Raw genomic sequence first — 25,583 nt, 5'->3', positions numbered from 1 at the left:
TTCTCGATTCCCCGTCGTCGCGTTGGCCGGCACGATGCTCCCACACCGCCACGACAGGTCTCCCGTGGGTATGCGACCGCACCGGACCGCGTGGGCCGAACACGCACGCGCGCGCCCGCGCACCCGCGCGCCACGCGCCCGACGACTCGGGCGCGCCGCCACCCGCCCACCCGGGCAACGGCTCCACCGCTCGACGCACCGCCCCCGATCGACCGCCGTTCGGCCGCGCGGCAAAGCCTTCAAGGCCATAGAAGTGTCACATGTGAAATGGTACCGTCCTTCGAAACCAGGCGACGACGATTCGGGGCACACGGTGGAGCGGCAGCAGGAGACCGACGGGATCGAGAGTCACGACCGTGAGGTGTCGGCCGCGCTGGCCGCGTCCTTCCGGCAGGGGTGGGCGGACACCAGCCGGAAGTTGCCTCCCCTACCCGGGGCCGCGTACGCGGCCAAGCGGCGCGCGGCATTGTCCGAGCGATTTCCCGGCGAGCGGATCGTGGTCCCGTCGGGCGGGTTGAAGACCCGCAGCAACGACTTCGACTACACGTTCCGTCCGCACTCGGCGTTCGTACACCTCACCGCCGAGCAGGGCACCCAGGCCGTTCCCGACAGCGTGTTGGTCTTCGAGCCCACCGGGACCGGGCACTCGGTCGTGCTGTTCACCCGGCAGCGCTCCCCGCGCGGCGGACCGGGCGGCGCGGAACTGTACAGCGACCGGCACCACGGCGAGTTCTGGGTCGGCCGCCGGCGCACGCTGTCGGAGACCTCGGACGCGCTCGGGATCGAGGCCGCCCCGCGCGAGAACCTGGAACGCGCCCTCGGCGGGAACGTGCCGACCCGGGTGGTACGCGGCGAGGACACGCTCGTCGACGCGCTGATCCCGGCGGTGCGGCCGGCCGAGGCGGAGGCCGAGCTGCTCACCTGGCTGTCGGAGTCGCGATTGGTCAAGGACGAGTGGGAGATCGAGCAGATGCGCGCGGCCGTGGACTACACGGTCGCCGGATTCCACGACGTGGTCGGCGAGTTGCGGCATGCCACGACCCTGGCCCGGGGCGAGCGCTGGGTGGAGGGCACGTTCAACCGGCGGGCCCGTCTGGAGGGTTACGGCCTGGGCTTCGAGACCATCGCGGCGGCCGGCGCGCATGCCTGCGTCCTGCACTGGATGCACAACGACGGCCCGGTGCGCGACGGCGAACTGCTGCTCCTGGACGCCGGGATCGAGGCCGACTCCTTCTACACCGGCGACGTCACCCGCACCCTGCCCGTCAACGGACGCTTCAGCGACGTGCAACGCCGGGTCTACGACCTGGTGTTCGCCGCCCAGTCGGCCGGCATCGCGGCGCTGCGCCCGGGCGCGCCGTTCGGCGACTTCCACGACGCCGCGATGCGCGTGGTCGCCGAAGGACTGGACGACTGGGGCCTGTTGCCCGGCGGCGCGGAGGCGGCGCTCGCGCCCGGCTCGGGGTTGTACCGCCGCTTCACCATCTGCGGCTCCGGCCACATGCTCGGCCTGGACTGCCACGACTGCGCCGCGGCCCGCCGGCACAACTACCTGGGCGGCACCCTGGAGGCCGGCCACGTGCTCACCGTCGAGCCCGGGCTGTACTTCCAGCCGGACGATCTGACCATCCCGGAGGAACTGCGCGGCATCGGGGTCCGGATCGAGGACGACTTCCTGATCACGGCCGACGGGGCGCTGTGTCTGTCCGCCGGACTGCCGCGCGGCGCGGACGAGGTCGAGTCCTGGATGGCGTCGCTGCGATGACCACGCGCCGCCCGCTGGTGGATCAGGTAGGCGGACAGTTACGGCGGGCCGGCGCGGTGGCGGTGGTCGGGCCCACCGGGTTCGGCAAGTCGCAGGTCCTGGACGACGTTTGCACCGCGTGGCAGGCGGCCGGGGATCCGGTGGTGCGGCTCAGTTCGGCCCGCGCCGATGCGCAGATCGCCTACGCACCGCTGATGGATCTGTTCTCCGCGTGTCCGGCCGAGGTACGCGGCGAACTGTCCGATCTCCAGCGGTCGGCGATGGACTGGGTACTGCGCCGGGTGGGCGGGCCCGAGCCGGACACCACCACCTTCCGGGTCACCGTGCTGTCCTGCCTGCATGCCTGGGGGCGGCGGGCCCGGCCGTTGCTCGCCGCCGACGATGTGCAGTGGTGGGGCCCGGGCAGTCTGGATGTGTTCGGGTTCGCGGCGCGGCGCAGCCGGGGCAGTGTCTCGCTCCTTGCCGCGTTGCGCCCGGACGGGCCGTCGCCGCACGACGTGCTGGGCGGCGGCGCGGTCGAGATCGGCATCCCGCCGCTGGGGCCGCAGGAATCGGTCGCAGTGGTGCGCTCGTTCGGCATCCCGCTGCGTGCCGCCGCCCGGATCCACACGGCGACCGGTGGCAGTCCGCGCCTGGTCTCGGACATCGCCGCCGGGCTGGCCCGCGCCGGGATCCCGATCGGCGCCCTGGACGCCACGCCGCTGGCCCCGTACGCGCGCCATGCGATGCGCGCCCGGTTGGCCGATCTGGCCGAACCGGTGCGCCGGGTATTGCTGTTGGCCGCGCTCGCTGCGGATCCCACGCCGGCCGGTGTGCGTCGCGCCGCGGGATCGTCGGCCGAGGCAGCGCTGGCCGCCGCGGAGGCCGCGGGGGTGGTCCGGGTGACGGCCGGGGCGGTGGTCTTCGCGGCGCCGGTGGTGCGGGAGGGGATCGTCGCCGAGGCGGGCGGCGAGGCCGTACGCCGGGCACACCGGGTGTTGGCGGCGGCCTCGCTCGCGGCCGACGACCGGGCCTGGCACGCGGCGTGCGCACTGGGCGCGACCGAGACCGCGCCGGACCTCGTGCCGGGCCTCGCCGCCGCCGCCGCGACCGCCCGGGGGCGCGGCGACCACATCCGGGCCGCCGAGTTCGCACTCCTCGCGGTCGACCGGGCCGGCGGCGGTCGCCCGGACCTGCTCGTGACCGCCGCCCGGGACGCCGAGGCGGCCGGGCGCTTCGACCTGGCCCGAACCGCACTGGACCGCCTGGTCCGCAGCCGGGCCGGACCGGCGGCACGGGCCCGGGCCCGATTCGCCGTCCTCGACGCCGCCGGGCGAGGCGCCGCCCTGCTCGCCGACGTCGCCGCGCAGGCCCTGGCCGACGCCACCGCCGCCGCCGAACCGGCGCTGGTCTCGGCGGCCCATCTGCGGCTGGCCTGGAGCGCGCACCTGGACCGGGGATATCCCGCCGACGCCCTCACCCACGCGGAGCACGCCGTGACGTGGGCCGAACGCGCCGGCGACCCGGCGGGCCGAGCCGCGGCACTGACCATGGCGGCCCGGATCCAACAGGGCCGGGGCACCCCGGACCACGTCGACACGCTGCGCCGCGCACTGGCGGCGGGCGCGGAGGCGGAGGCGGAGGCGACCGGCGGGCGCGACCCGAAAGGAAGGCGCCCCGTGCCCCTGCGCCGGACCCCGGAGCGCGGTGGCGGGGACGCTCCGGAGCCGCGGGGCGGCATCACCCCGGCCCCGGGCACCGGGCACGGCCCGAGCCCGGGCCGGGACGCCTCCCCCGCCCCGGGCTCGGCCTCCACCATCACCGACCACGGCCCCGACCCGACCACCGCCGGAGCCCGGATCATCCACGACCCCCGTCGCGTGGCCCTTTGCTTCGCGCTTCTGGAGGGTCGCCCCGCCGAGGCCGAGCGCCTGCTCGGCCGGCTCCGCCCGCTGGTCGGCGACGGCAACGGCCCCGCCGACCTGGTCCGGCTGCTCGGCAGCGCGGTGCAACTCCACGCACACACCGGCGACGGCCGCACCGCCCGTGAGGAGGCCGCCCGGCTCGTGGCGCTGGCCCGGGAGGTGGGCGCCTCCCCCGGCCCGCCGTGGTTTGCGGCGGCCACCGCCGAACTCGCCGGCGGCACCCTGGAACAGGCGCTCACCTACGCCGAGTTGGGCCTGGCCGCCTCGGAGGAGGAAACGGATTCGGTATTCGCCGCGCACTGCCTGCACCTGTCCGGCGCCGTCCGCCTGTTCCGGCGCGACACCGCCGGCGCACTGGCCGATCTGCTCCGGGTCCGGGACCTGACCCGGGAGTTGTGCATCGGGGATCCGGCCGCGATCCCCTACCACGCCGATCTCGCCGAGGCCCTGGTCGCCGCCGGCGATGTCGAGGCCGCGACCCGGACGGTCGCGGAAGTGCGGGATCGCGCGGCGGAGTTGGCGCGGCCGAGCGTACTGGCCGCGCTGGACCGGGCCGAGGCGCTGTGCCACGCGGCGGCGGGCCGGTTCACTCCCGCCGAGCAGTTGTTGACCACGGCGCTCGCCGGCTTCGAGCGCCTGGTCTATCCGCTGGAGTGCGGCCGGGTCCTGCTGGCCCGGTCGGCCGTCGAACATCGGCGCCGCCGCCCGGCCCGGGCCCGGGAGTCGTACGCAGCGGCCGAGGCGGTCTTCCGCGCCGCGGGTGCGCCGCTGTGGGCGCCCGCCCCGCCGGAACGCGCCGGCGCGCCGGCCGGGCTCGCGGGACTGACCGAGGCGGAGCAGCGGATCGTCGACCTGGTCGCCGACGGCCGCGGCAACCGCGACATCGCGAACTCCCTCTACGTCAGCGTCAAGACCGTCGAGGCGATGCTGACCCGGATCTACCGCAAGCTCGGGGTACGCTCCCGGGTCCAGTTGGTGGCGCTCGTACACCGCGAACTCACCGAACTCGGGCACCGGGACGGGCGCCGGACCCCGAACGACCCACCGCCGTCCGCGGTCAGTCGGTGAAGGCCCAGGACACCGCCCCCCGGGAGGCGTTGACCACCGTGGACGCGGCCGAGGCCCGCACCAGCGCCCCGTTCGTACGGTCGCCGTAGGCGTAGACGCCGAGCACGAACCGGTGTGTGGCGGTGCCGCCGTCGGCGGTCGGCAGGTCGAGCGTGGCCGCGCGCACCATACGCTGCGCGGTCCAGGTGCCGACGCCGTCGGCCACGATCCGGGCGCGCAGCGCGGGCTCGGAGTGTTCGGCGCCGATCAGCACACCGTCGCCGCCGTAGCTGTAGCTGTGCTTGAAGACGTAGTCGGCGCGGGCGGCCAGCACGTCGTCGAGAGTGTCCGGGTCGAGGTCGAAGGTGGTGGGCACGTACCGGCGCACCGTCTCGCGTTCGTCGGCGTCCAGCAGGTGGGCCAGGTCGGGATCGCACAGCAGCGAGAACCACCGGCGGTGCATACCGAGTTCCGCCTCGAACAGGGACGTGACGGTGGCACCGCTGTCGGCGACCGACCGGAGGAAGGCGCCCTCGTCGTCGGTGTCGCCGAAGGTGATCAGCCGGTGCACGAGGGTCTTCCGGGCCTGCTCCGGACGCAGCCACTGCGCCGGATAGGTGGTCTCGTCGCGGTAGGCGACTTCGAGGTCGGGTGCGAGCAGCCGCAGATAGTCCATCAGGGGTTGGTCCCGGCCGTAGCCGCGTCGGGCGTGCCGCACACAGTCGAGCACGACCACGCGTTCCAGGCCCAGCCGGTTGCACCGGTCCACGTAGTGCAGGGCAAGGTCCAGAAACGGCGACCCGCCCGCGACGGGACGGCCGAGCAGGTCGGCGTACAACTTCGCACTGTGGTGGCACTCGCCGGCGCCGACACCGGAGAAGGTGTTCAACTCGCAGAAGGCGTAGCCGGTTTCGGTGGGGATGATGTCGGCGCGGGCCAGCGCGAGGCCCGGGCCCAGCCGGGCGCAGTCGATGTGTCCGGCCATCGCCGCCGGGATGTGGAAGGTCTCGGCCAGTTCGGTGGGCGACAACGTCGCGCATACGTGCCGCATCACCTTCTCGTGCGCCGAGACCAACCGGACGGTGGCGGTGTGCAGTTCGTCGTGTGTGCCGCGATCCATCCGGAAGTGTGTGGGCAGGGTCGGGAAGAGGAAGCCGAGATCGCGCAGGTGCCGGTCGGAGGCGGCGCGGGCCAGCGCGAGTTCGTCGGGTTTGTGGGCGGCGGACAACTCGGTCAGGAAGGGGCGGTTCTCAGCGGCGAACATCGGCGGGCTCCGCATCGGGGTCGGGTCGGCGGCGCGTGGTGTCCGGGCCGGTCCCGAACGCCGGCGGCCGGACGTCGCGGCGGCCGAACCCGGCCTCGATGGCCGCGCCCGCCCGGAACAGGTCGGCCTCGCCGAACTCGCGCCCCACGAGCTGCAATCCGATCGGCAGGCCGTTGCCGGCGAACCCGATCGGCAGCGACATGGCCGGATGTCCGGTGACCGCGAACGGGATCGTCTGCATGTCGTTGGCCAGCCTCGGCGGCGGCCAGTCGGTGGGAAAGTCGTCGAACCGGGACGCGGTGGCCTGGCCGCAGGCGGTGATCAACACGTCGTGCTCGGCGAACACCCGGTGCCGAAACTCCTCGACGAGTTGCCCGCGCACCGCCAGGGCGCGCAGCAGGTCGCTCGCGCCGATCCCGGCTCCGGGCATCAGCTTCTGGTAGGTGTACCGCCCGTACGACCAGGGGAAGCCGCGCAGATTGTGCTCGTGTACGGCGAAGCCCTCGGCCGCCAAAATGATCCGACCGCAGGCGTTCAGCGTTTCGTAGGGCGGGAGTTCGCACTCCTCGACGATCGCGCCGAGCCGGTCGAGGTGGGTCAGGGCACGTTCGATGCCCGCGACGATCTCCGGCCGGGTGGCCGGGTCGGCGGCATACCAGGCGGTCGAGTACGCCACCCGCAACCCCTGCACGTCCCCGTCGAGTCGATCCGGCCCTTCCCCCACCGGTGCGTCGCGGGTGCGTGGATCGCGGGTGTCGGGGCCGGCCACGGCCCGGAACGCCGCGGCGGTGTCGGCGACCGTCCAGCCCAGCGGCCCGAAGTGGTCCATGGTGTACGACAGCGGGGTGGCGCCGTGACCGGAGACGCTGCCATAGGTCGGCTTGAGGCCGACCACCCCGCAGTGGAACGCCGGCCCGCGAATCGAGCCGGCGGTGTCCGATCCGAACGCGACGCGCAGGAACCCGGCGGCCACCGCAACGCCCGCGCCCGAGGACGAACCGCTGGGGATGTGCTCCGGGTTCCACGGATTGACCGCCGCCGGGAAGGGCAGGTCCCGGCTCGGTCCGCCGAGCGCGAATTCGTAGGTGGCCAGCTTGCCCAGCAGCACCGCGCCGCCGGCCCGCAGCCGGGCCTCGACGGCGCTGTCCTCGGTGGCCGTGTCGGACACGGTCAGCCACGACTGGTTGGTGGTCGGCACTCCCTCGGCCGCGAAGATGTCCTTGAGCGCGTACGGGATGCCGTGCAGCGGGCCGCGGTCCAGGCCCGCGCGCAGGTCCAGGTCGGCCTGCCGGGCGCGGCGCAGCGCCTGCTCGCGCAGGACCAGGACGAAGGCGTGCAGCGTCGCGTCGTGCGCCTCGATCCGGCTCAGCGCGTGCTCGACGAGGTCCACCGAGGTGAGCCGCCCGGCCCGCAGCAGGGCGCCGGCCTCCGCGACGGAGAGCGCGGCGAGCCCGCCGGGACGGGACGGGACGGTGTCGGGCACAGTCTCGGGCTCAGACATCGGCGCTCCCCCTTTCCCTTTCGCGCAGCAGCTCCATCTGCGCCCGCAGCGAGCGGTAGCCGGCCAGGACGCCCGGGGCCAGATCCGGCGGAATGTCGATACCGAGCCGTGCGAGCACGACGGCGAACTCCCGATCGGCGACCTGGCCGACCTCTCCGGCCTCGGCGGCTTCGGCGGCTTCGGCGGCTTCGGCGCCCCGCTCGGCGCCGGCTGCGGCGGAGTCGGCGCTCACGCCGGGCGGCCATCGTCGCCGGGCAGGCGCGGGCCCGCCTCGCGTTGCGCGGCCAGCCACGCCTCGACGTCGGCCGCCGCGACCGGCAGCGCGTCCGACATCACCCGCGCGCCGTCGGCCGTCACCCGTACGTCGTCCTCGATCCGCACGCCGATCCCACGCAGCCCCTCCGGGACCAGTTCGTCGTGCGGTTGCAGGTAGATGCCCGGTTCCATGGTGAGCACGTGGCGCTCGCGCAGCACCCCCTGGGCGTAGTGCTCGGGCCGTGCGTGGCCGCAGTCGTGCACGTCCAGGCCGAGCATGTGGCCGAACGCGGCCAGCGTCCACCGCCGGTACGGCTGCCGCTTGTCGGCGAGCGCCTCCTCCACGCCGACCTTGACCAGGCCCAGGTCGCGCAGCCCCTCGATCTGTACCCGCTTGCAGGCCAGGTCGATGTCCTCGAACGCGACCCCGGGGGCGATCGCGGCCAGGCCGGCGTCGCGCGCCGCGTGCACGATGTCGTAGACGTCCCGCTCGGCGGCGCTGAACCCGCCCGACACCGGCCAGGTCCGGGTCACGTCGGCCGTGTAGCAACTGCGCGCCTCGGCGCCCATGTCCATCAGCAGCAGCCCGTCCGGCCGCACCTCGCCGTCGTTGCGGACCCAGTGCAGCGTGGTGGCGTGCGCACCGGCGGCGACGATCGAGGCGTAGCCCACACCGTTGCCGTCGTGGCGCGCCCGGGTGGCGAAGATGCCCTCCAACAGCCGCTCCGAGACGGCGCGTTCGCTCGGCAGCACGCGGGCGACGTCCTCGAAGCCGCGCACGGTGATGTCGACGGCCTCCTGGAGCTGTGCCAGCTCCCAGTCGTCCTTGGGCAACCGCAGTTCGGCCAGCACGCTCGCCAACAGCGCGTCCCGGACGGCGTTCTCGGTGGTCGCGGGCAACAACTCCCGGTCGATGCCGGTGTCGTAGCCGCGCAGAACCCGCATCGGACCGGTGATCCGGCCCAGTACCGCCGGGAGTTCGCCGATCGGGCGGGCCTGCACGCCCAGTACCGCTGACTTCTCCTCCGGCGACAGGCAGCGCCCCTGCCAGACCTCGCCGAGGATGCGGTCCAGGTAGCCGACGCCCGACGCCGGGCCGTGCCGGGGGTCGACGTACAACACCGCGTCGTGGCCGCCGCCGATCGGGTGCAGGACCAGTACCGAGTTCGGGTCCTGATCCGCCGTCAGCCAGATCAGGTCGCTGCCGCCCCGGAACGGGTAGGGCGCGCCGTAGCTGCGCCATTGGATGCGCCCGGTCGGCACCACCAGGGTCTCGCCCGGGAAGGCGTGCGACAGTGCGGCGCGCCGGGCGGCCGTACGCTCCGCGTGCGGCACGGGGACGAGTGTCGTCTCCTGCTCGCGCCAGTTGCCCGTCATGTAGTCGACGAACGCGGCGGGGATGTCGTTGTCGTGCGCCCCGGTGAGTTCTTCCTTGCCGACGTTTCCCACGTGCGGTCTTCCCTTCGAAACGATCGGGCGATCGGTGATCGGCGATCAGCGGTACGGGCGCGCCAGATGGGCGCAGGTGATCAGGTCGAGTGCGGCGTGGCCGGTGGAGCTGAACACGGTCGGGCGGCCGGCCAGGCCGGGGTGGTCACCGGTTTCCAGGGCCTCCAGGTCCAGCGCCGTACGGTGGATCACGCCGGCTTCGGCGACGGCGGTCTCGATCGATTCGACGACGAGGGTGGCGGAGGCGAGCAGTTCGCGGGAGACCTCACGTGAGGTCGTGGTGTGCGCGCCCATGCAGTTGACGTGCACATGCGTGGGGAGGTCCGCGGCGATCGGCAGCGGGTCCACCGAGGTGGTCGCCGTGGCCACCACGTCGGCCCCCGAGGTGGCCTCCGCCGCCGACGCGCACACCAGGGCCCGGGCCCGCCCGGCGGCCCGGATCCGCGCGCACAGCGCCTCGGCGTGCGCGGGGGTGCGGGAGTGGACCCGTACGAGTGCGATGTCGCGTACGGCACGGACACCGAGGTATTGCTGCCACGCCTGGACGCCGGCGCCGACGATGCCGAGCACGGCCGCGTCGGGAGCGGCGCACCGGTCGGTGACCACGGCGGTCACCGCGGCGCACTTGAGGTTGGTGACGAGCGCGCCGTCCAGGACCGTGAGCAGTGCACCGGTAGAGGTGGCGAAGACCGGGACCACGGAGGTCACGGTCGACCCGGGCCCGTGCGCGATGGTGGCGACCTTGGCGATGTAGAGGCCGAGGTCGGTGGAAACGGCGGGCATGGACAGGTACTTCACGCCTCGCGCGTCCTCGACGGTCTGCCGCAGCGGTACGGTCATCCGCCGTACCGCACCGCTGTGCAGCGCCTCGCGGATCAGCCCGGCCACGGCGGTGACGTCGGTGGTCGCGACGTCGGTGTGCACGCGGGTCATCCCAGCCCCGTCAGGATGTCCGCGAGGTCGTCGGCGAACCGCTCGGTCAGCGCGGTCGGCATGTCCCCGCGCAGCATCATCCGCACGCCGGCCTGGTCGCGCGGCACGATCGGGAAGAACATCGCGGAGCAGTAGTAGCCGCGCCGGTACAGCTCGGTGGACAGCCGGACCGCCCGGTCGTTGTCGCCGACGGTGACGAACTTGATGTGTGATCCGGTGCCCCGGAGGTCGTGTCCGCGCAGGCGTTCGTCGAACAGGGCGATATTGCGGACCAGTTGCCGCTGACGGCGGCGAAGTTCCGGGCTCCGGTGCAGGTCCAGGGCGCCCAGGGTGGTGCCGACCGCGGCCGTGCGCAGCCCCTGCGACCAGGCCAGCGGTCCGGACCGGTAGAGGAATTCGAAGACGTCGCGCTCGCCGATCATCGCGATGCCGCCGGTGCTGCCGAACGCCTTGGCGATCGAGGCGACGATCAGGGTCCGGGAGCCGAGGTCGGCGAACACCGGGCGGGCGTACCCCTCGCCGCGATCGCCCAGTGCGGACAGCGCGTGCGAATCATCGAGGTAGACGAACATGCCGTAGCGGTCTTGAAGTTCGCGGATCCCGGCCAGGTCGGCCTGGCCGCCGACCGAGTAGACGCCCTCGCAGACGTAGGCCACACGCGGGTGGCGTTTGCAGACGTCCTCCAGGAACTGCATGTCGTTGTGCGGGCAGGTGAGCACAAGCGTCTCGTCGGCGACGATCGGCTTGAGGAAGTTCATCGAGAAGTGCGCGAACCGGTCGAAGACCACGACCAGGGGTTCACCGTCGGTGAGATGGCCGGAGGCGAGCAGCGGCAGGATCGCCGCGCTGAGCACGCCGCAGGACACCGACGGCAGTACGTGTGCCCCGAAGTGCTCGGCCAGTTCGGCTTCGAGGCGTTCCAGGATGCCGAGCCGGATGCGGAACTCGCCCATGGACAGGCCGGTGATGCGTTCCTCGGCGAGCGCGGCGCGGCCCGCCTCGATCACCGCGGGGTGGCTGTTGAACCCCAGGTAGGAGCACGACGACAGGTTGGCGAACTCGTGCCCGGAGCTGCGCTCGCGCAGCCGGTTCTGGCCGTCGACGGCCTCGACGACCAGGCCGAGCATGCCGTTCTTCTCGGACAACCCCCAGGCGGCCTCCGCCGCGGGCACCATCGTGCGGTTGTTGCGGAAGCGGTGTGGTCCCACGACGTCCTCGCTCACCGGCCCGCCCCGCTTCGGGAGCGAAGCCAGTCGCCGAGCCGGTCGATGGCCTCGCGTGCCTTGGCCAGGCGGGCGTAGTGCAGGTGCCACACGTGCACCATGCCGGGCCACACTTCGAGCACCCCGGTGGATCCGGCCCGGTCGAGCGCGGCGACGAAACGCTCCGCGTCGCTGAGCAGGATCTCCCGACTGCCGACCTGGACGAGGATCGGCGGCAGTCCGCTCGGGTCGGCGTACAGGGGCGATGCGTACGGAGTCGTGGGCGCGGCACCGGCCAGGTAGGACCGGGTAACCAGGGCCACCACGTCCGCGCTGACCAGGGGGTCCTCGGCGGCCAGGGTGCGGTAGGTCTCGCCCGAGGCGGTCAGGTCGGTCCACGGCGACACGCACGCCGCCGCGGCGGGCAGCGGCAGGCCCAGGTCGCGGGCCTTGAGCAGGGTCGTCAGGGTCAGCCCGCCGCCGGCCGAGTCGCCCGCGAACACCACGTCCGAGGGCGCCACGCCGTCGGCGAGGAGTTCGCGATAGGCCGCCACCGCGTCGTCCAGCGCGGCGGGATAGGGGTGTTCGGGGGCACGCCGGTAGTCGACGAAGAACATCCGGCACCGGGTCGCCCGGGCCAGTTCGGCGACCATGCCGCCGTGGCTGCGCAACGATCCGTACACGTAGCCGCCGCCGTGCAGGTAGAGACCGGTGCGGGTGCCCTCCGCGTTCGGCGGGGTGAGCAGGTATCCGCCGGCCCGCACCGTCACCTCGATGTCGGCGGCGATCGGCGTGCCCCAGGTGTCGTAGTGCACCCGGGCCTCGTCGATGTCCTCGGGCCAGTCGCGCTCCGTGAGCGCCGCGAGCAGCGCCTCCAGTTCGCTCGTGTCCCGCTCCGACATGGTGGGCACGCCGGTCGCGGTGCGCTCCGTGGTCATCGCGGGTTCCCGCCGTCGGCGCCGACCCGTTCCACGCCCCGGTGGTAGCGCTCGTGCGCGGCCTCGTCGGGGACCTCAAGACCCGGCGCCGGGACCTCCAGGCGGTAGTGCGCGTACCACTTCGCCAGTTCGTCGGCGTCGGGGAACTGGTACTCCAAGTGCCGGATGGGCCGGCGCGAGGGCTGCTGCGCGTCGACCGGTCGCGGGGCCGAACCGGCGTGCGCCAGTCCGCCGTCCACCTCGTTGAACAGCACGATCATCACCAGGTCGGCGTCCAGGTCGACATCCGCCGCGGCGGCGTAGTCGGCGAGGATGCGCTCCGCGTGCTCCTCCTTGACCGCCACGTTGAAGCTGTGCGGCATCAGCTCGATCAGATCCGCGGGCGAGACCTCCGCGTCGCGGAGGTAGGCGCGGGTGTCGCAGATCACCGGCAGACCGCCCACGATGTTGAGGTTGGGTCCGTAGATGTTGGCGATCAACGGGGTCGCGGCGTCGAAGTGCACACACTTGGTGGTCAGGAACTCACGGGCGGTGGTGTGGTCGTCGTTCGGGGTGAAGTGCCGGTTCTTGTTGAATCCGTCCACGTCCATCCCGGCGATCCGGTCGTAGCCGATCGCCACGGGACTGAACGCGGCCACGTCCACCCGCTCACCGAAGGCACGGAACAACGATTCGAGGTAGTCGCGAGCGACCGCGGCGTGGTGCTCGTCGTGGACGTCCAGACCGTGGGCGGCCAGGGTTCGCGCGACGCCGCGGCAGACCGCAACACCGTGGCCCTCGGCCACCAACTTCACGAGCTCGTCGACGAGTTCGTCGCCGACCGCGTGCAACCGGCCGTCCACGTACTCCGTACGGTAGGCCGACACGTCGACGATCGTGTCCTGCGGCAGGATCTTCACTGGGATCTCCCGATTCACGAGTGCGGGTTACGAGGCGGCGTCGGGTTACGACGCGGCGTCGGCGTCGGCCGTGTGCAGGGCGAGCATGCGGCGGGCGCGCAGCACGAACGGCGGGGCGAGCACGCGGTCCTTCTCGACCGCGAAGCCGTAGGGCGTGCTGTCGTAGTCCGCCACCACGCGCCGGTATTCGGCGAGTTCGTCGGCGCCGACCGCGAAGGTCGCGGCGATCACGTCCACCTGGCGGGGGTGGATCGCCGCCTTGCCGGTGAATCCGATGCTTCGGGCGGCCCGGCACTGGGCCTCGACCAGGTCCGGGTCGTGCAGTTCGAAGGAGTTGGTGTCGATGGCGGGCACCCGGTACCGGGACGCCGCGGCACACAACCGGGCCCGGGCGTGGTCGAGGTAAACCTCGCTCGGGGCGTACAACTCGGCGGTCAGATCGGCCTGTCCGAAGCACAGCCCGTCGCTGACCTCGGCGATCTCCAGGGCGTTCTCCACCGCGTCGACGGTCTCGATGAAGCTGCACACACTGGGCGGGCGCGAGGTGTGCGAGAGCAGCGAGCGATACACCGCCACGTCGCCCGCCCCGGCGATCTTCGGGATGAAGACCACGTCGACCGGGACGCCGCCGATCATCGCGTCGGCGTCGAGCAGGAACCGCATGTCCGCCAGGCCGTCGTACGTGGCGATGGTGTTCACCCGCAGTCCGAGGGCGGGCAGTTCGGCCCGGGTCAGGTCGGCGCCGGCCAGGGCCTCGCGCGCCTCGACCTTGCGGGCCGGGTGGATGGAGTCCTCCAGGTCCAACACCAGCATGTCCGCGCGCATCCGGCCGGGTTCGGCCACCGACGCCACGCGCAGTGCGGGGGTGTAGAGCAGGCTCGCGTGCGCTCTCATCGCGCGCTCTCCCTTCCGAACAGCAGATTCATCTTCCGCAGCGAGAACTCCTCGTAGCGGATCGGTTCGTACCGGGCGGGCCGGTCCTTGACGAACGCGGGGAAGCAGTCGATGACGGTGTCGTCGTTGGCCAGCTTGAAGAACGCGATCGACTGCCTGCGGCGTACGTCCAGCCGGACCCGGTGCGGCGTGGAGACGTACTCGTCGTTGGACCAACGGGCCATCAGGTCACCGATGTTGACGATGAACGTGTCCTGCTCGCGCACGTCCACGTCCAGCCACTCGCCTGCGCGGTCGCGGATCTGCAGGCCCGGGCCGTCCTGGGTGAGCAGGGTGATCAGCGTGCCGTCGGTGTGCTGCCCCATGCCCTGGTCATTGACGAACTCCGGGGCGATGCCCGGGTACAGGTGCGAGCGGAGCGAGTCGTTCGAGGTGTCGGTGCGGATCGCGAAGAAGTCGCGGGGCAGGTCCAGGGCCAGCGCGAGGAGTTCGGCGATCCGGTCGGACACACTCTCGCAGGCCGCGAAGTACCGCTTCAGCGCGCCGCGCAGCGCCGTGCCGTCCGGGTCGGTGGGGAACGGCAGTTCCTCGTCGTCGTCCAGGATCAGTCGGCCGACGCTGAACTTCTCCACGTAGTCCGACGGCATGCCGGCCCGGCCCGTGTAGGCGTAGGCGTTCTCGGACAACAGCGCGCTGTATCCGTAGGGGCTGTAGTCGTTGTCGCCGCGCACCGTGCTGGTGCGCATCGCGAACTCGTGTTTGGTCTCGAGTGGGAGCCCGAAGAAGCGCAGCGAGGCGGCGTAGGCGTCGGTGAACACGTCGGTGGCGATGCCGTGGCCGCGCACGATGAAGAAACCTGTGCCCTTGCAGGCCCGGGAGATCTCCTCGGCGACGGCGCGTTCGGCGTCGGCGTCCGTGCGAGCTGCCGTCAGGTCGACGACCGGGATCATCGGTCTTCCTTCCGTCGGGGGACGAGGATGGTCCGGTCGAAGGCGATCACGGTCACGCCGTCCTGGTTCAGGCCCGTGGTGTGCACGGTGACGATCCCCTCGTCGGGGCGGGTTTTCGACTCGCGTTTGGCGAGGATGCGGGTCCGGGCGTAGAGGGTGTCGCCGACGAACACGGGGGCGGACAACCGCACCTTGTCCCAGCCGAGGTTGGCCACGCCCTTGGCGCTGATCGTGGCCACGGTCATCCCGTTGACGATGCCGAAGGTGACCAGGCTGGAGACCACGATGCGGCCGAAGCCGGTCTGTTCGGCGTATACGGCGTCGATGTGCAGCGGGTGCTGGTTGAGGCAGAGCAGCGAACTCCACACGTTGTCGGTCATGGTGATCGTGCGGCCGGGTCGGTGTTCGACGACCTCGTCGGGGACGAAGTCCTCGTATTCCAGGCCGCCGTCCTCCCGGTAGGTCCCTGGGGCGACGGTGTGGAAGGCGTTCGTCCTCATCGCGATCCTCCTCGTCCGCTCTCGGCGCCGCCGGTGTCGAGGGCCGCTGTCCCGCCCGTGTCGACGACGGCTCCCCCGCCCGCCTCCGCGTCCACGCCGGCGCGGCGCAGCGCGGAGCGGCCCGCGCGCAGGGCCGCGTCCGTGGCCCCGCCGGCGAGGCCGACACCCCAGAACGCGGCGCTCGCCGTGCCGAGTTCCACGAAGCAGACGGTCGAGTCCTTCGCGTCGGCGACCAGCACCCGGGTGAACTCGACGCCGTACGCGGCGGTCAGTTCCTCGATCACCTCGTGCTCGTCGGCCGCGCCCCGGGAGACGGCACTCGGCTCGGCGCAGTAGGTCTCCCGGAACAGCCGCCAGATGTCCTGCGGGTCCAGTTCGCGCCCCGTGGCATCGGTGACGTCCTGCACGACGCCGGCGAAGTCGCGACGCAGTCCGACCGGCAGGTCCAGCCCCCAGCCGGCCTTGAGGACGTAGGCGATACCGCCCTTGCCCGACTGGCTGTTCACCCGGATGATCGCCTCGTAGTCGCGGCCGACGTCCCGGGGGTCGATCGGCAGATACGGGACCTGCCACGGCGCGTTCGTCGGGTCCCCACCGGCCCGCGCGGCCAGTGCCGCCAGGCCCTTGGCGATGGCGTCCTGGTGGGTGCCGGAGAAGGCGGTGTAGACGAGGTCGCCGGCGTACGGGTGTCGCGGGTGCACCGGCAGGCGGTTGCAGTCCTCGACGATCTCGCGGACCGCGTCGATGTCGGAGAGTTCCAGTTCCGGATCCACGCCACGGCCGAAGAGGTTGAGCGCGAGGGTCACCAGGCACACGTTGCCGGTGCGCTCGCCGTTGCCGAACAGCGTGCCCTCGACCCGGTCCGCCCCGGCCATCAGGGCCAGTTCGGCGGAGGCGACGGCGGTACCCCGGTCGTTGTGCGGATGCACGGACAACACGATCGAGTCGCGGCGGTCCAGGTTGCGGTGCATCCACTCGATCTGGTCGGCGAAGACGTTGGGCGAGTGGGTCTCCACGGTGGTCGGGAGGTTGAGCACGAGCGGCCGGTCCGGACACGCGTCGACGACGGCGGCGACCCGGTCGGCGATCTCCAGGGCGAAGTCCGGCTCGGTGACGTTGAACGTCTCGGGCGAGTACTCGAAGCGGATGTCCGCGCCGGTCTCCCGCTCGGCGAGCCGTACCAGGTCCTCCGCGCCGGTGACGGCCATCCGCAACACCTCGGCGCGCGACATGCCGAACACCACGTCGCGCCACAGGCACGCGGTCGCGTGGCACAAATGCACCACCGCACGTTCCGCGCCGCGAATGGCGTCGAAGGTGCGCTCGACGAGTTCGGTTCTGGCCGGGGTGAAAACCGATACGGTGACGTCGTCCGGAATTCCGTTCTTGATCACCAGTTCGCGAACGAAGTCGAAATCGTCGACGCTCGCCGCCGGATATCCGATCTCGATGTCCTTGAAACCGAGCCCGACCAGCAGGTCGAACATGCGCTTCTTCCGGCGCAGGTCCATGGGCTCGGCCAGGGCCTGGTTCCCGTCCCTGAGGTCGACCGAAGCCCACACCGGCGCACGGTCGAGCACCCGGTCCGGCCATGCCCTCGCCCCACCGTCCCGGCCCGTCGGCAACACCGGGTCGTCCCGCGTGTAGCGGTGAAACGGCATCGACGAGGGACGCTGCGGAAAACCGGGGATCCGTCTCGGCGCAGAAAATGGTGAGCCCGTTCCACTCACTCCCACGATGAATTCCTCTCGCAGTTGGCGGCGCCCCGAACGTAGCCGGCGGCGGGCCCCGCGGAAATCAGAGGAACCTCTAGAGCGAACCCTGGAATCGGATCAATGGCGCGCATTCGGGCGGGTCCGACAGATTTCCAGGTTGACGTCCCCGGTTTGCCCCCGGATAGGATTTCGGCGCACCGATCGACCCTGCCCGGCACCGCTCGGCGGTCCGCGAGACCGCGTCGGTTCGCACGCCCGCACTCGTCGCCTCATGCGAAACGGCAACCTCATGGCCAACTCGACCGGTTCCGACCACCGCACGCCCGGGACGGCTCACGCACCGCCGCGTCCCGGCCGCGTACTGACGGTGGTCAGCCTGGGCTACGGGATGATGGTCATCGACATCAGCATCGTGAACGTGGCGATCCCGGCGATCCGCACCGACCTGCACGCGAGCCTGGCCACGATGCAACTCGTGGTCGACGCGTACGTGATCGTGCTGGCCAGTCTGGTGCTGGCCGGCGCCGCGGCGGTCGGGCGCTACGGGTCGGTGTCCGTGTTCCGTGTGGGCACGGCGGTGTTCGGGGTGGCCTCGGTGTTGTGCGGACTGGCCCCGAACGGCGCGGTGTTGGTGGCGATGCGGGCCGGCCAGGGACTGGGCGCGGTGTTGCTCGTGCCCGCGTCGCTGGTGATGCTCAGCGATACCTACAAGGAGGCGAACGAACGCGCCAAGGCGGTCGCCGTCTGGGCGATGGTGGCCGGAAGTCCGGTCGCGTTCGGTCCCGTTCTGGGCGGGGCGCTGGTCGGCGCGATCGGCTGGCGGAGCATCTTCCTGGTCAACGCGCCGATCGTGGTGATCACGCTGTGGCTCGCGGCCCGCCACATGCCCGGGCGTGAGAAGGGGCCGGACGCAGCGCCCGCGGCCAGGGAACCCCAGGATTTGCTCGGGCAGTTGCTCGCCATCGTCGTACTGGGCGGCGTCGCGTTGGCGCTGACCGAGGGGCACGAACTGGGTTGGACCCATCCGCTGCCCGTGACGGCGGCCGGCATCGCGCTGGTCGGGCTCGTCGCCTTCGTGCTGTGGCAACGGGCGTGTACGTTCCCGATGATTCCGGGCGATCTGTTCCGGGCCCCGGGGTTCCGCGAATTCGTGCTGGTGGGTCTGCTGCTGTTCGTCGGCTACTACGGACTGGTCTTCGCGATCAGCGTGTTCCTCCAGCAGGTGCACGGCTACGGGCCGGTCGCCACCGGACTGTGCTTCCTGCCCTCCGCATTGCCGATCACCTTCATGCCCCTGGTCGCCGGGCGGGTCAACGCCCGACTGGGTGCCTTCCGGGTGCTGGCCATCGCGACCGTATCGACCACAATCGGCGGCGTGTTGCTGATCCTTCTCGGCGGCGAGACCCCGATCGGCGTCGGTGTCGGGCTCACCTTCATCGGACTCGGCTTCGGTCTGGCGACCGTGCCGCAGATCACCCTGGTGATGGCGACCGCCCCGGAGCACCGCACGGCGATCGCCAGTGGACTGCTCTCGGCGGCGCGCAGTTCGGGAACCATGATCGGCGTCGCGCTGATCGGAGGTCTCCAGTCCGGCGACACGATCGCCGCGCCCGCCACCGCGGCCGTGGTGGTCTACCTGCTGATGGCGGTGGCCACGGCCGTCGGCGGGCGGCGACTGCCCGCACACACCGGCTAGCCGAAACCGCGTCCTTCCCGCCTCTCGGGCCGCCGATTCATCCGACTCGTCACCCATCGGAGCACTCATGCCTGAGCATCAGACGGATCACGACCTCGCGGCCCGGGTCACCGCGCTTCGGGCGCACGACCCCGAATTCGCCCGCGCGATCCCCTCGCCGAGCGTCGCCGACGCCATCGCCGGGTGCGACGGCAGCCTCGTGGGCACCATCGCCGCCGCGATGCGCGGATACGCGGACCGACCGGCGCTGGCCCGACGCGCCGAACGGCTCGTCCACGATCCCGACACCGGCCGCGCCACGCTGGAATTGCTGCCGGAATTCGAGATGTTCGGCTATGCCGAGGTGTGGCGGCGGGTGGTGGCGCTCGCCGGCGCGTGGGCCGAGAGTGTCGAAGGCGGCCTACGCATGGGTGACTTCGTCGCGGTGGTCGGGTTCACCGGCGTCGACCATGCCACGATCGACCTGGCCTGCATGTACCTGGGCGCGGTCGCGGTCCCACTGCCGACCGGCTCCCCCGCCGTGCGGCTGGCGCCGATCGTCGCGGAGACGGCGCCCCGGATCCTCGCGGCCGATCTGGACGCGATCGACGTGGCGGTCGAAACCGTACTGCGATCCGCGTCCGTCGAGCGCCTGGTGGTCTTCGACCACGATGCCCGCGTGGACGCGCATCGGGAAGCGCTGCGCGCCGCCGCGGACAAGCTGACCGGGCGCGCCGCGGTGGTCTCGCTCGCCGACGAACTGCGGCGCGGGGAAACGCTGCCCACGGTGCCGGCCCGGGACGACGGCGATCCGGATCGACTGGTCGGCCTGATCTACACGTCCGGCAGCACCGGCACGCCCAAGGGCGCGATCTACACCGCGTCGATGATCACCCGGATGTGGCAGAACGGGCGCGGCGGCATGACCAACGCCGGGGCGAGCCCCGACACCCCGCTGCCGACGATCGTGCTGCACTACATGCCGATGAGCCACGTCAACGGCCGGGCCTGGCTGATCTCCGGACTGTCCTCGGGCGGCATCGGGTTCTTCGCCGCGCGCGGCGACATGTCCACCCTGTTCGACGACATCCGGCTGTCCCGGCCCACCGTGCTGAGTCTGGTGCCGAGGATCTGCGACATGGTGCATCAGCGCTACCTGCTCGAAGTCGACCGCGTCTCGCGCGCCGTGACCGAAACGGGCGCCGACACCGACGCGTCGAGCGCCGAGGCGACCGCGCGCGACCGGATCCGGGACGGCATGCTCGGCGGCCGGATCATCAGTGCCCTGTGCGGCAGCGCGCCGCTGTCGGCCGCGATGCACACGTTCATGGCCCGGGTGCTCGGCACCCGGATCGTGGACTGCTACGGCTCGACGGAGACCACCCGGGCGGTGGTCGTCGACGGGCGCGTACGGCGGCCACCGGTGCTCGACTACCGACTGGTGGACGTCCCGGAACTGGGCTACTTCGGCACGGACAAGCCCCACCCGCGCGGCGAACTGCGGCTCAAGTCGGTGGGGATGGTGCCCGGCTATTTTCGGCAACCCGAGGTCGACGCCCGGGCGTTCGACGCGGACGGCTACTACCGCACGGGCGACGTGTTCGCCGAACTCGCCCCGGATCACCTGGTCTACGTCGACCGCACGAACAACGTGGTCAAGTTGTCCCAGGGCGAGTTCGTGGCGATCTCCCGGCTGGAGGCGCTGTACGCGAGCAGCCCGCACATCGCGCAGATCCACGTCTACGGCAGCCCGGAACAGGCGTTCCTGCTCGCCGTGGTGGTCCCCGCCCACAGCTCGGAGCCGGCGGACGACGACACGACCCGGGCGAGGATCCTCGACGCGATGCGCGAACTGGCCCGCGACGCGGGGTTGGCGGCGTACGAAATCCCGCACGACGTGATCCTGGAACCCGAGCCGTTCACGGTGGCCAACGGGCTGCTGTCGGGGATCGGCAAGCCGTTGCGCCCCGCCCTCGTCGCCCGCTACGGCGCCCGCCTGGAGCGGTTGTACGCGGACATCGCGGCGGGTCGGGCCGGTCGGTTCGCCGCACTGCGGGCCGCCGGGCCGCACGCGGCGCCCCTGGACGCGGTCCTCGCCGCGGTACAGGTCACCCTCGGGCATCCCGCGTCGGCATTGCGCCCGGACGCCGGATTCGCCGAGCTGGGCGGCGACTCGCTGTCCGCACACACCTTCGCGACCGTGCTGGAGCAGATCTTCGACGTGGAGGTCCCGGTTCAGCTCGTCCTCGGCCCCACCGCGACCCTGGCCCGCATCGCGGACCATCTCGGCGCGGCCCGGGAATCGCACCCGGTCCGGCCCACCTTCGCCTCGATCCACGGCCGCGATGCCGTCGAGGTGCGCGCGAGCGAGCTGACCCCCGAGCGGTTCATGGACGCGGGACTGATCCGCCGCCCCGCGAGCCGGCCGTCCGCGGCGCCGGCCGCGAACGTCCTGCTCACCGGCGCGACCGGCTATCTGGGCGCGTTCTTGGCCGTGGAGTGGCTACGGCGGATGGCCGACACCGGCGGCCGGCTGATCTGTCCGACCCGCGCGGACGACGACGCGGCGGCCCGGGAGCGGGTGGTGCGCTGCCTGCGTGCCGCGTCGGCGGATCGGCCCGGCTGGTTCGACGAGGTCGCCGCCCCGCATCTGGAGGTGCCGGCCGCCGACGTGTCCGCGCCGCGCCTCGGCCTGGACACGTCGACCTGGCGGCGGCTGGCCGCCGAGACGGATCGCATCGTGCACGCCGCGGCCCTGGTCAACCACGTGCTGCCGTACGGCCGGTTGTTCGGCCCGAACGTGGTCGGCACGGCCGAGTTGATCGAACTCGCGCTCACCGGCCCGGCGAAGCCGTTCACGTTCGTGTCCACCATCGCCGCCGCGCTGGAGCCCGACGGATCGGTGCTCGACGAGAGCGTCGACGTACGCACCGCGGCACCGGTGCGCCGGCTGGACGGCTCCGACGCGAACGGATACGCCACCGGCAAGTGGGCCGGCGAGGGGCTGCTGCGCACCGCCCATGAGCGAACGGGCCTGCCGGTGACGGTATTTCGGCCGGACATGATCCTGGCCCACCGCCGGCTGCCGGGTGTGGTCAACCTGCCCGACCGGTTCACCCGGCTGATCCTCAGCGTGGTGGCGACCGGCATGGCGCCGCTCTCCTTCCACCACCTCGACGCGGACGGGCGACGCCGCCGAGCGCACTACAGCGGTCTGCCCGTCGACTTCACCGCGACGGCGATCGCCGCGCTCGGCGCCGACGCCACGGACGGCTACCGCACCTACCACGCGGTCAACGCCAACGACGACGGCGTCTCCCTGGACCAGATGGTGGACTGGCTGATCACCGCCGGACACCCGATCCGCCGGTTCGCCGACTACGAGCAGTGGCGCATGCGGTTCGAGGCGGCCCTGCGCGGACTGCCCGAGGAGCAGCGCCGGGGTTCACTGCTCCCGCTGCTCCCGGCCTATGCTCGACCGAGCGAACCGCGACCGGCGGGCGCCGTCCCCAACGCCCGCTTCACCGCCGCGCTGGCCGCCGTCGGCGGCGAGCCCGTCCCGTCGATCACGCCGGACTACCTCGCCAAGTGTGTCGCCGACCTGCGCGGCCTCGGTCTCCTGTGAGGTGGGCCGGCGACCGGTTCAGCCGCCGGGCAGGAGTACCACCCGTCTGCCGTGCAACCGGCCTTGCTCCATCCGCCGGTGCACCTCGGCGGCGGCGCTCAGCGGCTGTCGTTCGAGCGTGCGGGCCCGCAGTCGGCCGTTCGCCAGGAGGCGGTTGATGGTGCCCGCCGCCTCGGCGAGTTCGCCGGACGTGGCATGCGAGATGACGAAGCCGGCGATCGAACAGTCCTTCATGTAGAGGCGGCGCACCGGCAACACCGGATCGGTGCCGGTCGCCGCCAGGAGCACGATCCGGCCGCGCGGGGCGAGCAGTTCGACCGCCTCGGTGAGATCGTTGCGGCCGGAGCAGTCCAGGTGCGCGTCGACCCCGTCGGGGCAGGCGGCGGCGATCAGGTCGACGAGTTTCGGGTCCCGGTAGTCGAAGGCCGCGTCGGCGCCGAGGGCCCGGCAGTGGTCGAGGTCCGCGGCGGCGGCTGTGGCGATCACCCGGGCCCCGGCCTCGACGGCCAGCGTCACCACGGCGCTGCCGACGTTCCCGGCCGCGCCGAGTACCAGGACCGTGTCGCCGGCGGTGACCCGGCCGTGGGTGAACAGGGCCAGATACGCGGTGGCGGCGGGATGTACCACCGCGACCGCCGTCGTCGGATCAACGCCCGCCGGGAGGTGGTAGAGCCGGTCGGCGGCCACCACCGCCTGTTCGGCCGCCGCGCCCGGCCGACCGCCGTGGCCGAGGCTGTTGGCCCACACCAGGTCGCCGACGGCGAAGCCCGGCGCGCCCGGCCCGGTCGCGGCCACGGTGCCGACCAGGTCGCGGCTGATCACCAGCGGAAACCCGACGGGCGTGCGGAAGACCCCGGAACGAAGCAGGATGTCGACCGGGTTCACGGTGGTGCCGAGGACGTCCACCAGGACATCGGTCGGTCCCGGTGTGGGCGCCGGGAGGTCGCCGTATCGGATGTTCTCCGCCGGTCCCAGCGAGTCGATGAAGGCTGCGCGCATGTGCTCGAATTCTCCGGTCCGGTCGGGGTGGTTCGGGCTCGCCTGGTGGTCGGGCTCGCGCGATGTGCGGGCTCGCCCGGTGGTATTCGGGGCTCGCCCGGTGTTCCTGCTCGCCTGGTGTCCGCCGGCGCGCCGTTCCATGCCGAGGCGCCGGCTGCGGGACGTGTGCCGTGGTCGCCTGCGCGCCGACGGCGCCGGTGACTTCCGCGAGGCCGCCTCGGGAGCGAACACGTGGAAGCACCGGTGCCGGGGGCACGGCGAATCGGCCGTACGTCAGGCAATGCTCAGCTTGTGCTCGGCAAGTTCGGTGACCGCGTGCGCGACCGACGCGAGGGTGGCATGGCGGTGCCAGCCCGCGAATGATCGTCCGGCGAAGTCCCGGATCCCCACCCGCTCGGCACGCGGCATGCCGAGGCTCTCCACCCGCCGACTGAGCCGGATCAGGCGCAACAACGAGGCGTGGTCGGCGTTGGTCAGATCGGTCAGCCACAGTTCCGCCGGCCACTGTCCGCCGATACCGCCGACACCGAGCAACAGGAAGTCCCCGATCCCGCTGCGGGAACGACGGGTTGCGTCGGGGACGGCCGGCAGTCGGACCCGGACGGTGGCGACGAGTTCGGCGGCCTCGTCGGTGCCCGACGGAATGAGGAACATACGCTTCCGGCCCACCTTGACGAGCCGCGCGATCCGACTTGCCTGGAGGGGTTCGTCGCCCCACCCGGGTAAAGCCGGGTCGGCGGGGAGCAGCCAGGTGTCCTCGGCGATTTTGGATATGTGCGACACGCCCGCCGCACTCAGCTTCGACACGACTCCGATGCCGTCCAGCCGCTCCGCATTCAACACCACCGGACAATCCGGTATTCGGTGCCGCATGGCGGTTTCCAGATATGCCCGGACCATCGAATCCTCCGGCGTGTCGTAGCCCGTCTCGGGCCCGGACGAATCCCGTTCGCCCCGGCCGCGCGACCGCGTCGGGGGCAGGTGCAGCCGCCAGTTGACCGGGCTCGCCGTGGTGGCGGACACCGCCCACACGCCGACCACCTGCTGTGCGGTCACCGCCTGGCCCCGCTCCCAGGAAAAGGTCCTGGCGACCCCGACGGAGTGGGTGCCCGACTTCGGGATGATCATCGGCTGCAACACGCAGGCATGGGGTGAGGTGTGCCGGGCGAGATAACGCCCGAGCGCCTCCCGCATCGGTTCCCAGTCCCAGGTGGAGTCGTTGATGAAGTGATGCAGTCCCTGGTCGTTCACCTGCTTGCCGAGAAAGGCGGCGATATTCCGTACCGACTTCCGCCCGGGAGCGCCGAGCAGCCCACGGAGATACATCACGCCTTTACGTCGTTGATCCGCCCTCGGCAAGGAGGCGAAAACAATCGGGGAAAGCTCGGCGACCAAACGATCGAGGGTCACCTTTCTGGCCGCCTCGGAATCCGCGCCACCGTCGGCGAATTTTGGCAGACACGCATGATTGGGGCTGCCGTTGGCGAGCGCCATTACCACTCCTGTTGTTGAACGAACGGTTCACTTCCGAAAGAAATCGGCAACGAAAAACGGCAGCCTGAAAAAGAACGACAAGGCATGGCTGTGACACGCCGCGTGGGAGCGTCGTCGTTGGGGGCGATATCCGGTGCGAAAGGCGAGAGCGAGGGGCGGAGGTGGGGTGGGATTCACGGAATACGGGGCGACGCGGCCGACCGCGATCCCGGCGCACGTGGACCCGCCGGCGCGCGTCGGGGCGCCGGGCACCCGGCCGCCACGGCGGACTGCACGTCAGGCGGCACGGGATCGTCGGGCGGTACGACCGTCGGTACCGCCGGCGGCGCACAGGGGTCGGGGGCGGTGCGCGGACTCGGCCCGGGGGGAGCGGCTAGCGCGTCCGAATTCTTCCGGCGATCATGGCTCGACAACCAATACGGGTCGTTGGGGGAAATAAACCGACGGGTTTCTCGGCCCCGCCGCCACGATCGGGCCCGACAACCTTTCCGAGTCGTGGAGCCGTCCGCTCGTATTCATTGATCCCCCTTCATCCGGCCGACCGATCAAGGGCCGCACCGGGACTCACGACAAA

The 25,583-nt window shown here is 71.9% G+C and carries 18 protein-coding genes; 4 read left to right on the top strand and 14 right to left on the bottom strand.

Annotated features, from left to right (window positions below; translation table 11 throughout):
* The first annotated feature begins 340 nt into the window (after window positions 1–340).
* Together ACFXKZ_RS05930 and ACFXKZ_RS05925 are read left to right on the top strand one after the other, a co-directional pair.
* On the top strand, window positions 341–1,765 hold the full coding sequence (locus tag ACFXKZ_RS05930) for an aminopeptidase P family protein (RefSeq protein WP_379997318.1): 1,425 nt from the start codon (window positions 341–343) through the stop codon (window positions 1,763–1,765).
* A complete protein-coding gene (locus ACFXKZ_RS05925) occupies window positions 1,762–4,737 on the top strand; it encodes a LuxR C-terminal-related transcriptional regulator (protein WP_379996808.1) in 2,976 nt (991 codons plus the stop codon). Before ACFXKZ_RS05930 ends, ACFXKZ_RS05925 begins: the two co-directional genes overlap by 4 nt.
* Here ACFXKZ_RS05925 and ACFXKZ_RS05920 read toward each other — a convergent pair.
* Genes ACFXKZ_RS05920 through ACFXKZ_RS05865 form a run of 12 tightly spaced genes read right to left on the bottom strand, consistent with a single transcriptional unit; the run spans window position 4,727 to window position 17,162 of the window.
* Window positions 4,727–5,980 (bottom strand): hypothetical protein, encoded by a 1,254-nt coding sequence (locus ACFXKZ_RS05920; protein WP_379996806.1) that lies wholly within the window; start codon window positions 5,978–5,980, stop codon window positions 4,727–4,729. The genes ACFXKZ_RS05925 and ACFXKZ_RS05920 overlap by 11 nt on opposite strands.
* Window positions 5,967–7,481, bottom strand: a complete 1,515-nt coding sequence (locus ACFXKZ_RS05915) for an amidase (RefSeq protein WP_379996804.1) — start codon at window positions 7,479–7,481, stop codon at window positions 5,967–5,969. The genes ACFXKZ_RS05920 and ACFXKZ_RS05915 overlap by 14 nt, the downstream gene beginning before the upstream one ends.
* Window positions 7,474–7,713, bottom strand: coding sequence for a hypothetical protein (locus ACFXKZ_RS05910; RefSeq protein WP_379996802.1), 240 nt, complete (start codon window positions 7,711–7,713; stop codon window positions 7,474–7,476). The genes ACFXKZ_RS05915 and ACFXKZ_RS05910 overlap by 8 nt, the downstream gene beginning before the upstream one ends.
* Window positions 7,710–9,185, bottom strand: coding sequence for an aminopeptidase P family protein (locus tag ACFXKZ_RS05905; RefSeq protein WP_379996800.1), 1,476 nt, complete (start codon window positions 9,183–9,185; stop codon window positions 7,710–7,712). The genes ACFXKZ_RS05910 and ACFXKZ_RS05905 overlap by 4 nt, the downstream gene beginning before the upstream one ends.
* A gap of 45 nt (window positions 9,186–9,230) precedes the next feature.
* A complete protein-coding gene (locus tag ACFXKZ_RS05900; protein ID WP_379996798.1) occupies window positions 9,231–10,118 on the bottom strand; it encodes an ornithine cyclodeaminase family protein in 888 nt (295 codons plus the stop codon).
* Window positions 10,115–11,341 (bottom strand): aminotransferase class I/II-fold pyridoxal phosphate-dependent enzyme, encoded by a 1,227-nt coding sequence (locus tag ACFXKZ_RS05895; RefSeq protein WP_379996796.1) that lies wholly within the window; start codon window positions 11,339–11,341, stop codon window positions 10,115–10,117. Before ACFXKZ_RS05895 ends, ACFXKZ_RS05900 begins: the two co-directional genes overlap by 4 nt.
* Complete coding sequence (locus ACFXKZ_RS05890; RefSeq protein ID WP_379996794.1) at window positions 11,338–12,258, bottom strand: alpha/beta hydrolase; 921 nt, start codon at window positions 12,256–12,258, stop codon at window positions 11,338–11,340. The genes ACFXKZ_RS05895 and ACFXKZ_RS05890 overlap by 4 nt, the downstream gene beginning before the upstream one ends.
* On the bottom strand, window positions 12,255–13,157 hold the full coding sequence (locus ACFXKZ_RS05885) for a hypothetical protein (RefSeq protein WP_379996792.1): 903 nt from the start codon (window positions 13,155–13,157) through the stop codon (window positions 12,255–12,257). Before ACFXKZ_RS05885 ends, ACFXKZ_RS05890 begins: the two co-directional genes overlap by 4 nt.
* 45 nt (window positions 13,158–13,202) lie before the next feature.
* A complete protein-coding gene (locus ACFXKZ_RS05880; protein ID WP_379996790.1) occupies window positions 13,203–14,051 on the bottom strand; it encodes an HpcH/HpaI aldolase/citrate lyase family protein in 849 nt (282 codons plus the stop codon).
* Entirely contained in the window at window positions 14,048–15,001 is a 954-nt protein-coding gene (locus ACFXKZ_RS05875) for an isopenicillin N synthase family dioxygenase (RefSeq protein ID WP_379996788.1), read from the bottom strand. Before ACFXKZ_RS05875 ends, ACFXKZ_RS05880 begins: the two co-directional genes overlap by 4 nt.
* On the bottom strand, window positions 14,998–15,501 hold the full coding sequence (locus ACFXKZ_RS05870) for a MaoC family dehydratase (protein WP_379996786.1): 504 nt from the start codon (window positions 15,499–15,501) through the stop codon (window positions 14,998–15,000). The genes ACFXKZ_RS05875 and ACFXKZ_RS05870 overlap by 4 nt, the downstream gene beginning before the upstream one ends.
* Complete coding sequence (locus tag ACFXKZ_RS05865) at window positions 15,498–17,162, bottom strand: 2-isopropylmalate synthase (protein WP_379996784.1); 1,665 nt, start codon at window positions 17,160–17,162, stop codon at window positions 15,498–15,500. Before ACFXKZ_RS05865 ends, ACFXKZ_RS05870 begins: the two co-directional genes overlap by 4 nt.
* A gap of 325 nt (window positions 17,163–17,487) precedes the next feature.
* Between ACFXKZ_RS05865 and ACFXKZ_RS05860 the strand changes: the two genes are divergently transcribed.
* Together ACFXKZ_RS05860 and car are read left to right on the top strand one after the other, a co-directional pair.
* Entirely contained in the window at window positions 17,488–18,912 is a 1,425-nt protein-coding gene (locus ACFXKZ_RS05860) for an MFS transporter (protein ID WP_379996782.1), read from the top strand.
* Between the two features lie 67 nt (window positions 18,913–18,979).
* Window positions 18,980–22,516, top strand: coding sequence for a carboxylic acid reductase (gene car / locus ACFXKZ_RS05855; protein ID WP_379996780.1), 3,537 nt, complete (start codon window positions 18,980–18,982; stop codon window positions 22,514–22,516).
* Window positions 22,517–22,534: 18 nt separating this feature from the next.
* Here car and ACFXKZ_RS05850 read toward each other — a convergent pair whose 3' ends face one another.
* Complete coding sequence (locus ACFXKZ_RS05850) at window positions 22,535–23,515, bottom strand: NADPH:quinone reductase (RefSeq protein ID WP_379996778.1); 981 nt, start codon at window positions 23,513–23,515, stop codon at window positions 22,535–22,537.
* Between the two features lie 273 nt (window positions 23,516–23,788).
* Window positions 23,789–25,009, bottom strand: a complete 1,221-nt coding sequence (locus ACFXKZ_RS05845; protein ID WP_379996776.1) for an IS701 family transposase — start codon at window positions 25,007–25,009, stop codon at window positions 23,789–23,791.
* Between the last annotated feature and the right edge of the window lie 574 nt (window positions 25,010–25,583).

This window comes from Embleya sp. NPDC059237, assembly GCF_042754105.1.
In the GTDB taxonomy this organism is placed as follows: Bacteria; Actinomycetota; Actinomycetes; order Streptomycetales; family Streptomycetaceae; genus Embleya.
The sequence above is the reverse complement of the archived record's forward strand: the minus strand, read 5'-3'. Positions and strand labels throughout refer to the sequence as shown.

Coding starts and splice junctions, on each gene's coding strand:
- car (WP_379996780.1), top strand. CDS start 18,980: ATGCCTGAGCATCAGACGGATCACGACCTCGCGGCCCGGGTCACCGCG.
- ACFXKZ_RS05870 (WP_379996786.1), bottom strand. CDS start 15,501: ATGAGGACGAACGCCTTCCACACCGTCGCCCCAGGGACCTACCGGGAG.
- ACFXKZ_RS05865 (WP_379996784.1), bottom strand. CDS start 17,162: ATGCCGTTTCACCGCTACACGCGGGACGACCCGGTGTTGCCGACGGGC.
- ACFXKZ_RS05850 (WP_379996778.1), bottom strand. CDS start 23,515: ATGCGCGCAGCCTTCATCGACTCGCTGGGACCGGCGGAGAACATCCGA.
- ACFXKZ_RS05845 (WP_379996776.1), bottom strand. CDS start 25,009: ATGGCGCTCGCCAACGGCAGCCCCAATCATGCGTGTCTGCCAAAATTC.
- ACFXKZ_RS05860 (WP_379996782.1), top strand. CDS start 17,488: ATGCGAAACGGCAACCTCATGGCCAACTCGACCGGTTCCGACCACCGC.
- ACFXKZ_RS05875 (WP_379996788.1), bottom strand. CDS start 15,001: ATGATCCCGGTCGTCGACCTGACGGCAGCTCGCACGGACGCCGACGCC.
- ACFXKZ_RS05915 (WP_379996804.1), bottom strand. CDS start 7,481: ATGTCTGAGCCCGAGACTGTGCCCGACACCGTCCCGTCCCGTCCCGGC.
- ACFXKZ_RS05900 (WP_379996798.1), bottom strand. CDS start 10,118: ATGACCCGCGTGCACACCGACGTCGCGACCACCGACGTCACCGCCGTG.
- ACFXKZ_RS05880 (WP_379996790.1), bottom strand. CDS start 14,051: ATGAGAGCGCACGCGAGCCTGCTCTACACCCCCGCACTGCGCGTGGCG.
- ACFXKZ_RS05925 (WP_379996808.1), top strand. CDS start 1,762: ATGACCACGCGCCGCCCGCTGGTGGATCAGGTAGGCGGACAGTTACGG.
- ACFXKZ_RS05890 (WP_379996794.1), bottom strand. CDS start 12,258: ATGACCACGGAGCGCACCGCGACCGGCGTGCCCACCATGTCGGAGCGG.
- ACFXKZ_RS05920 (WP_379996806.1), bottom strand. CDS start 5,980: ATGTTCGCCGCTGAGAACCGCCCCTTCCTGACCGAGTTGTCCGCCGCC.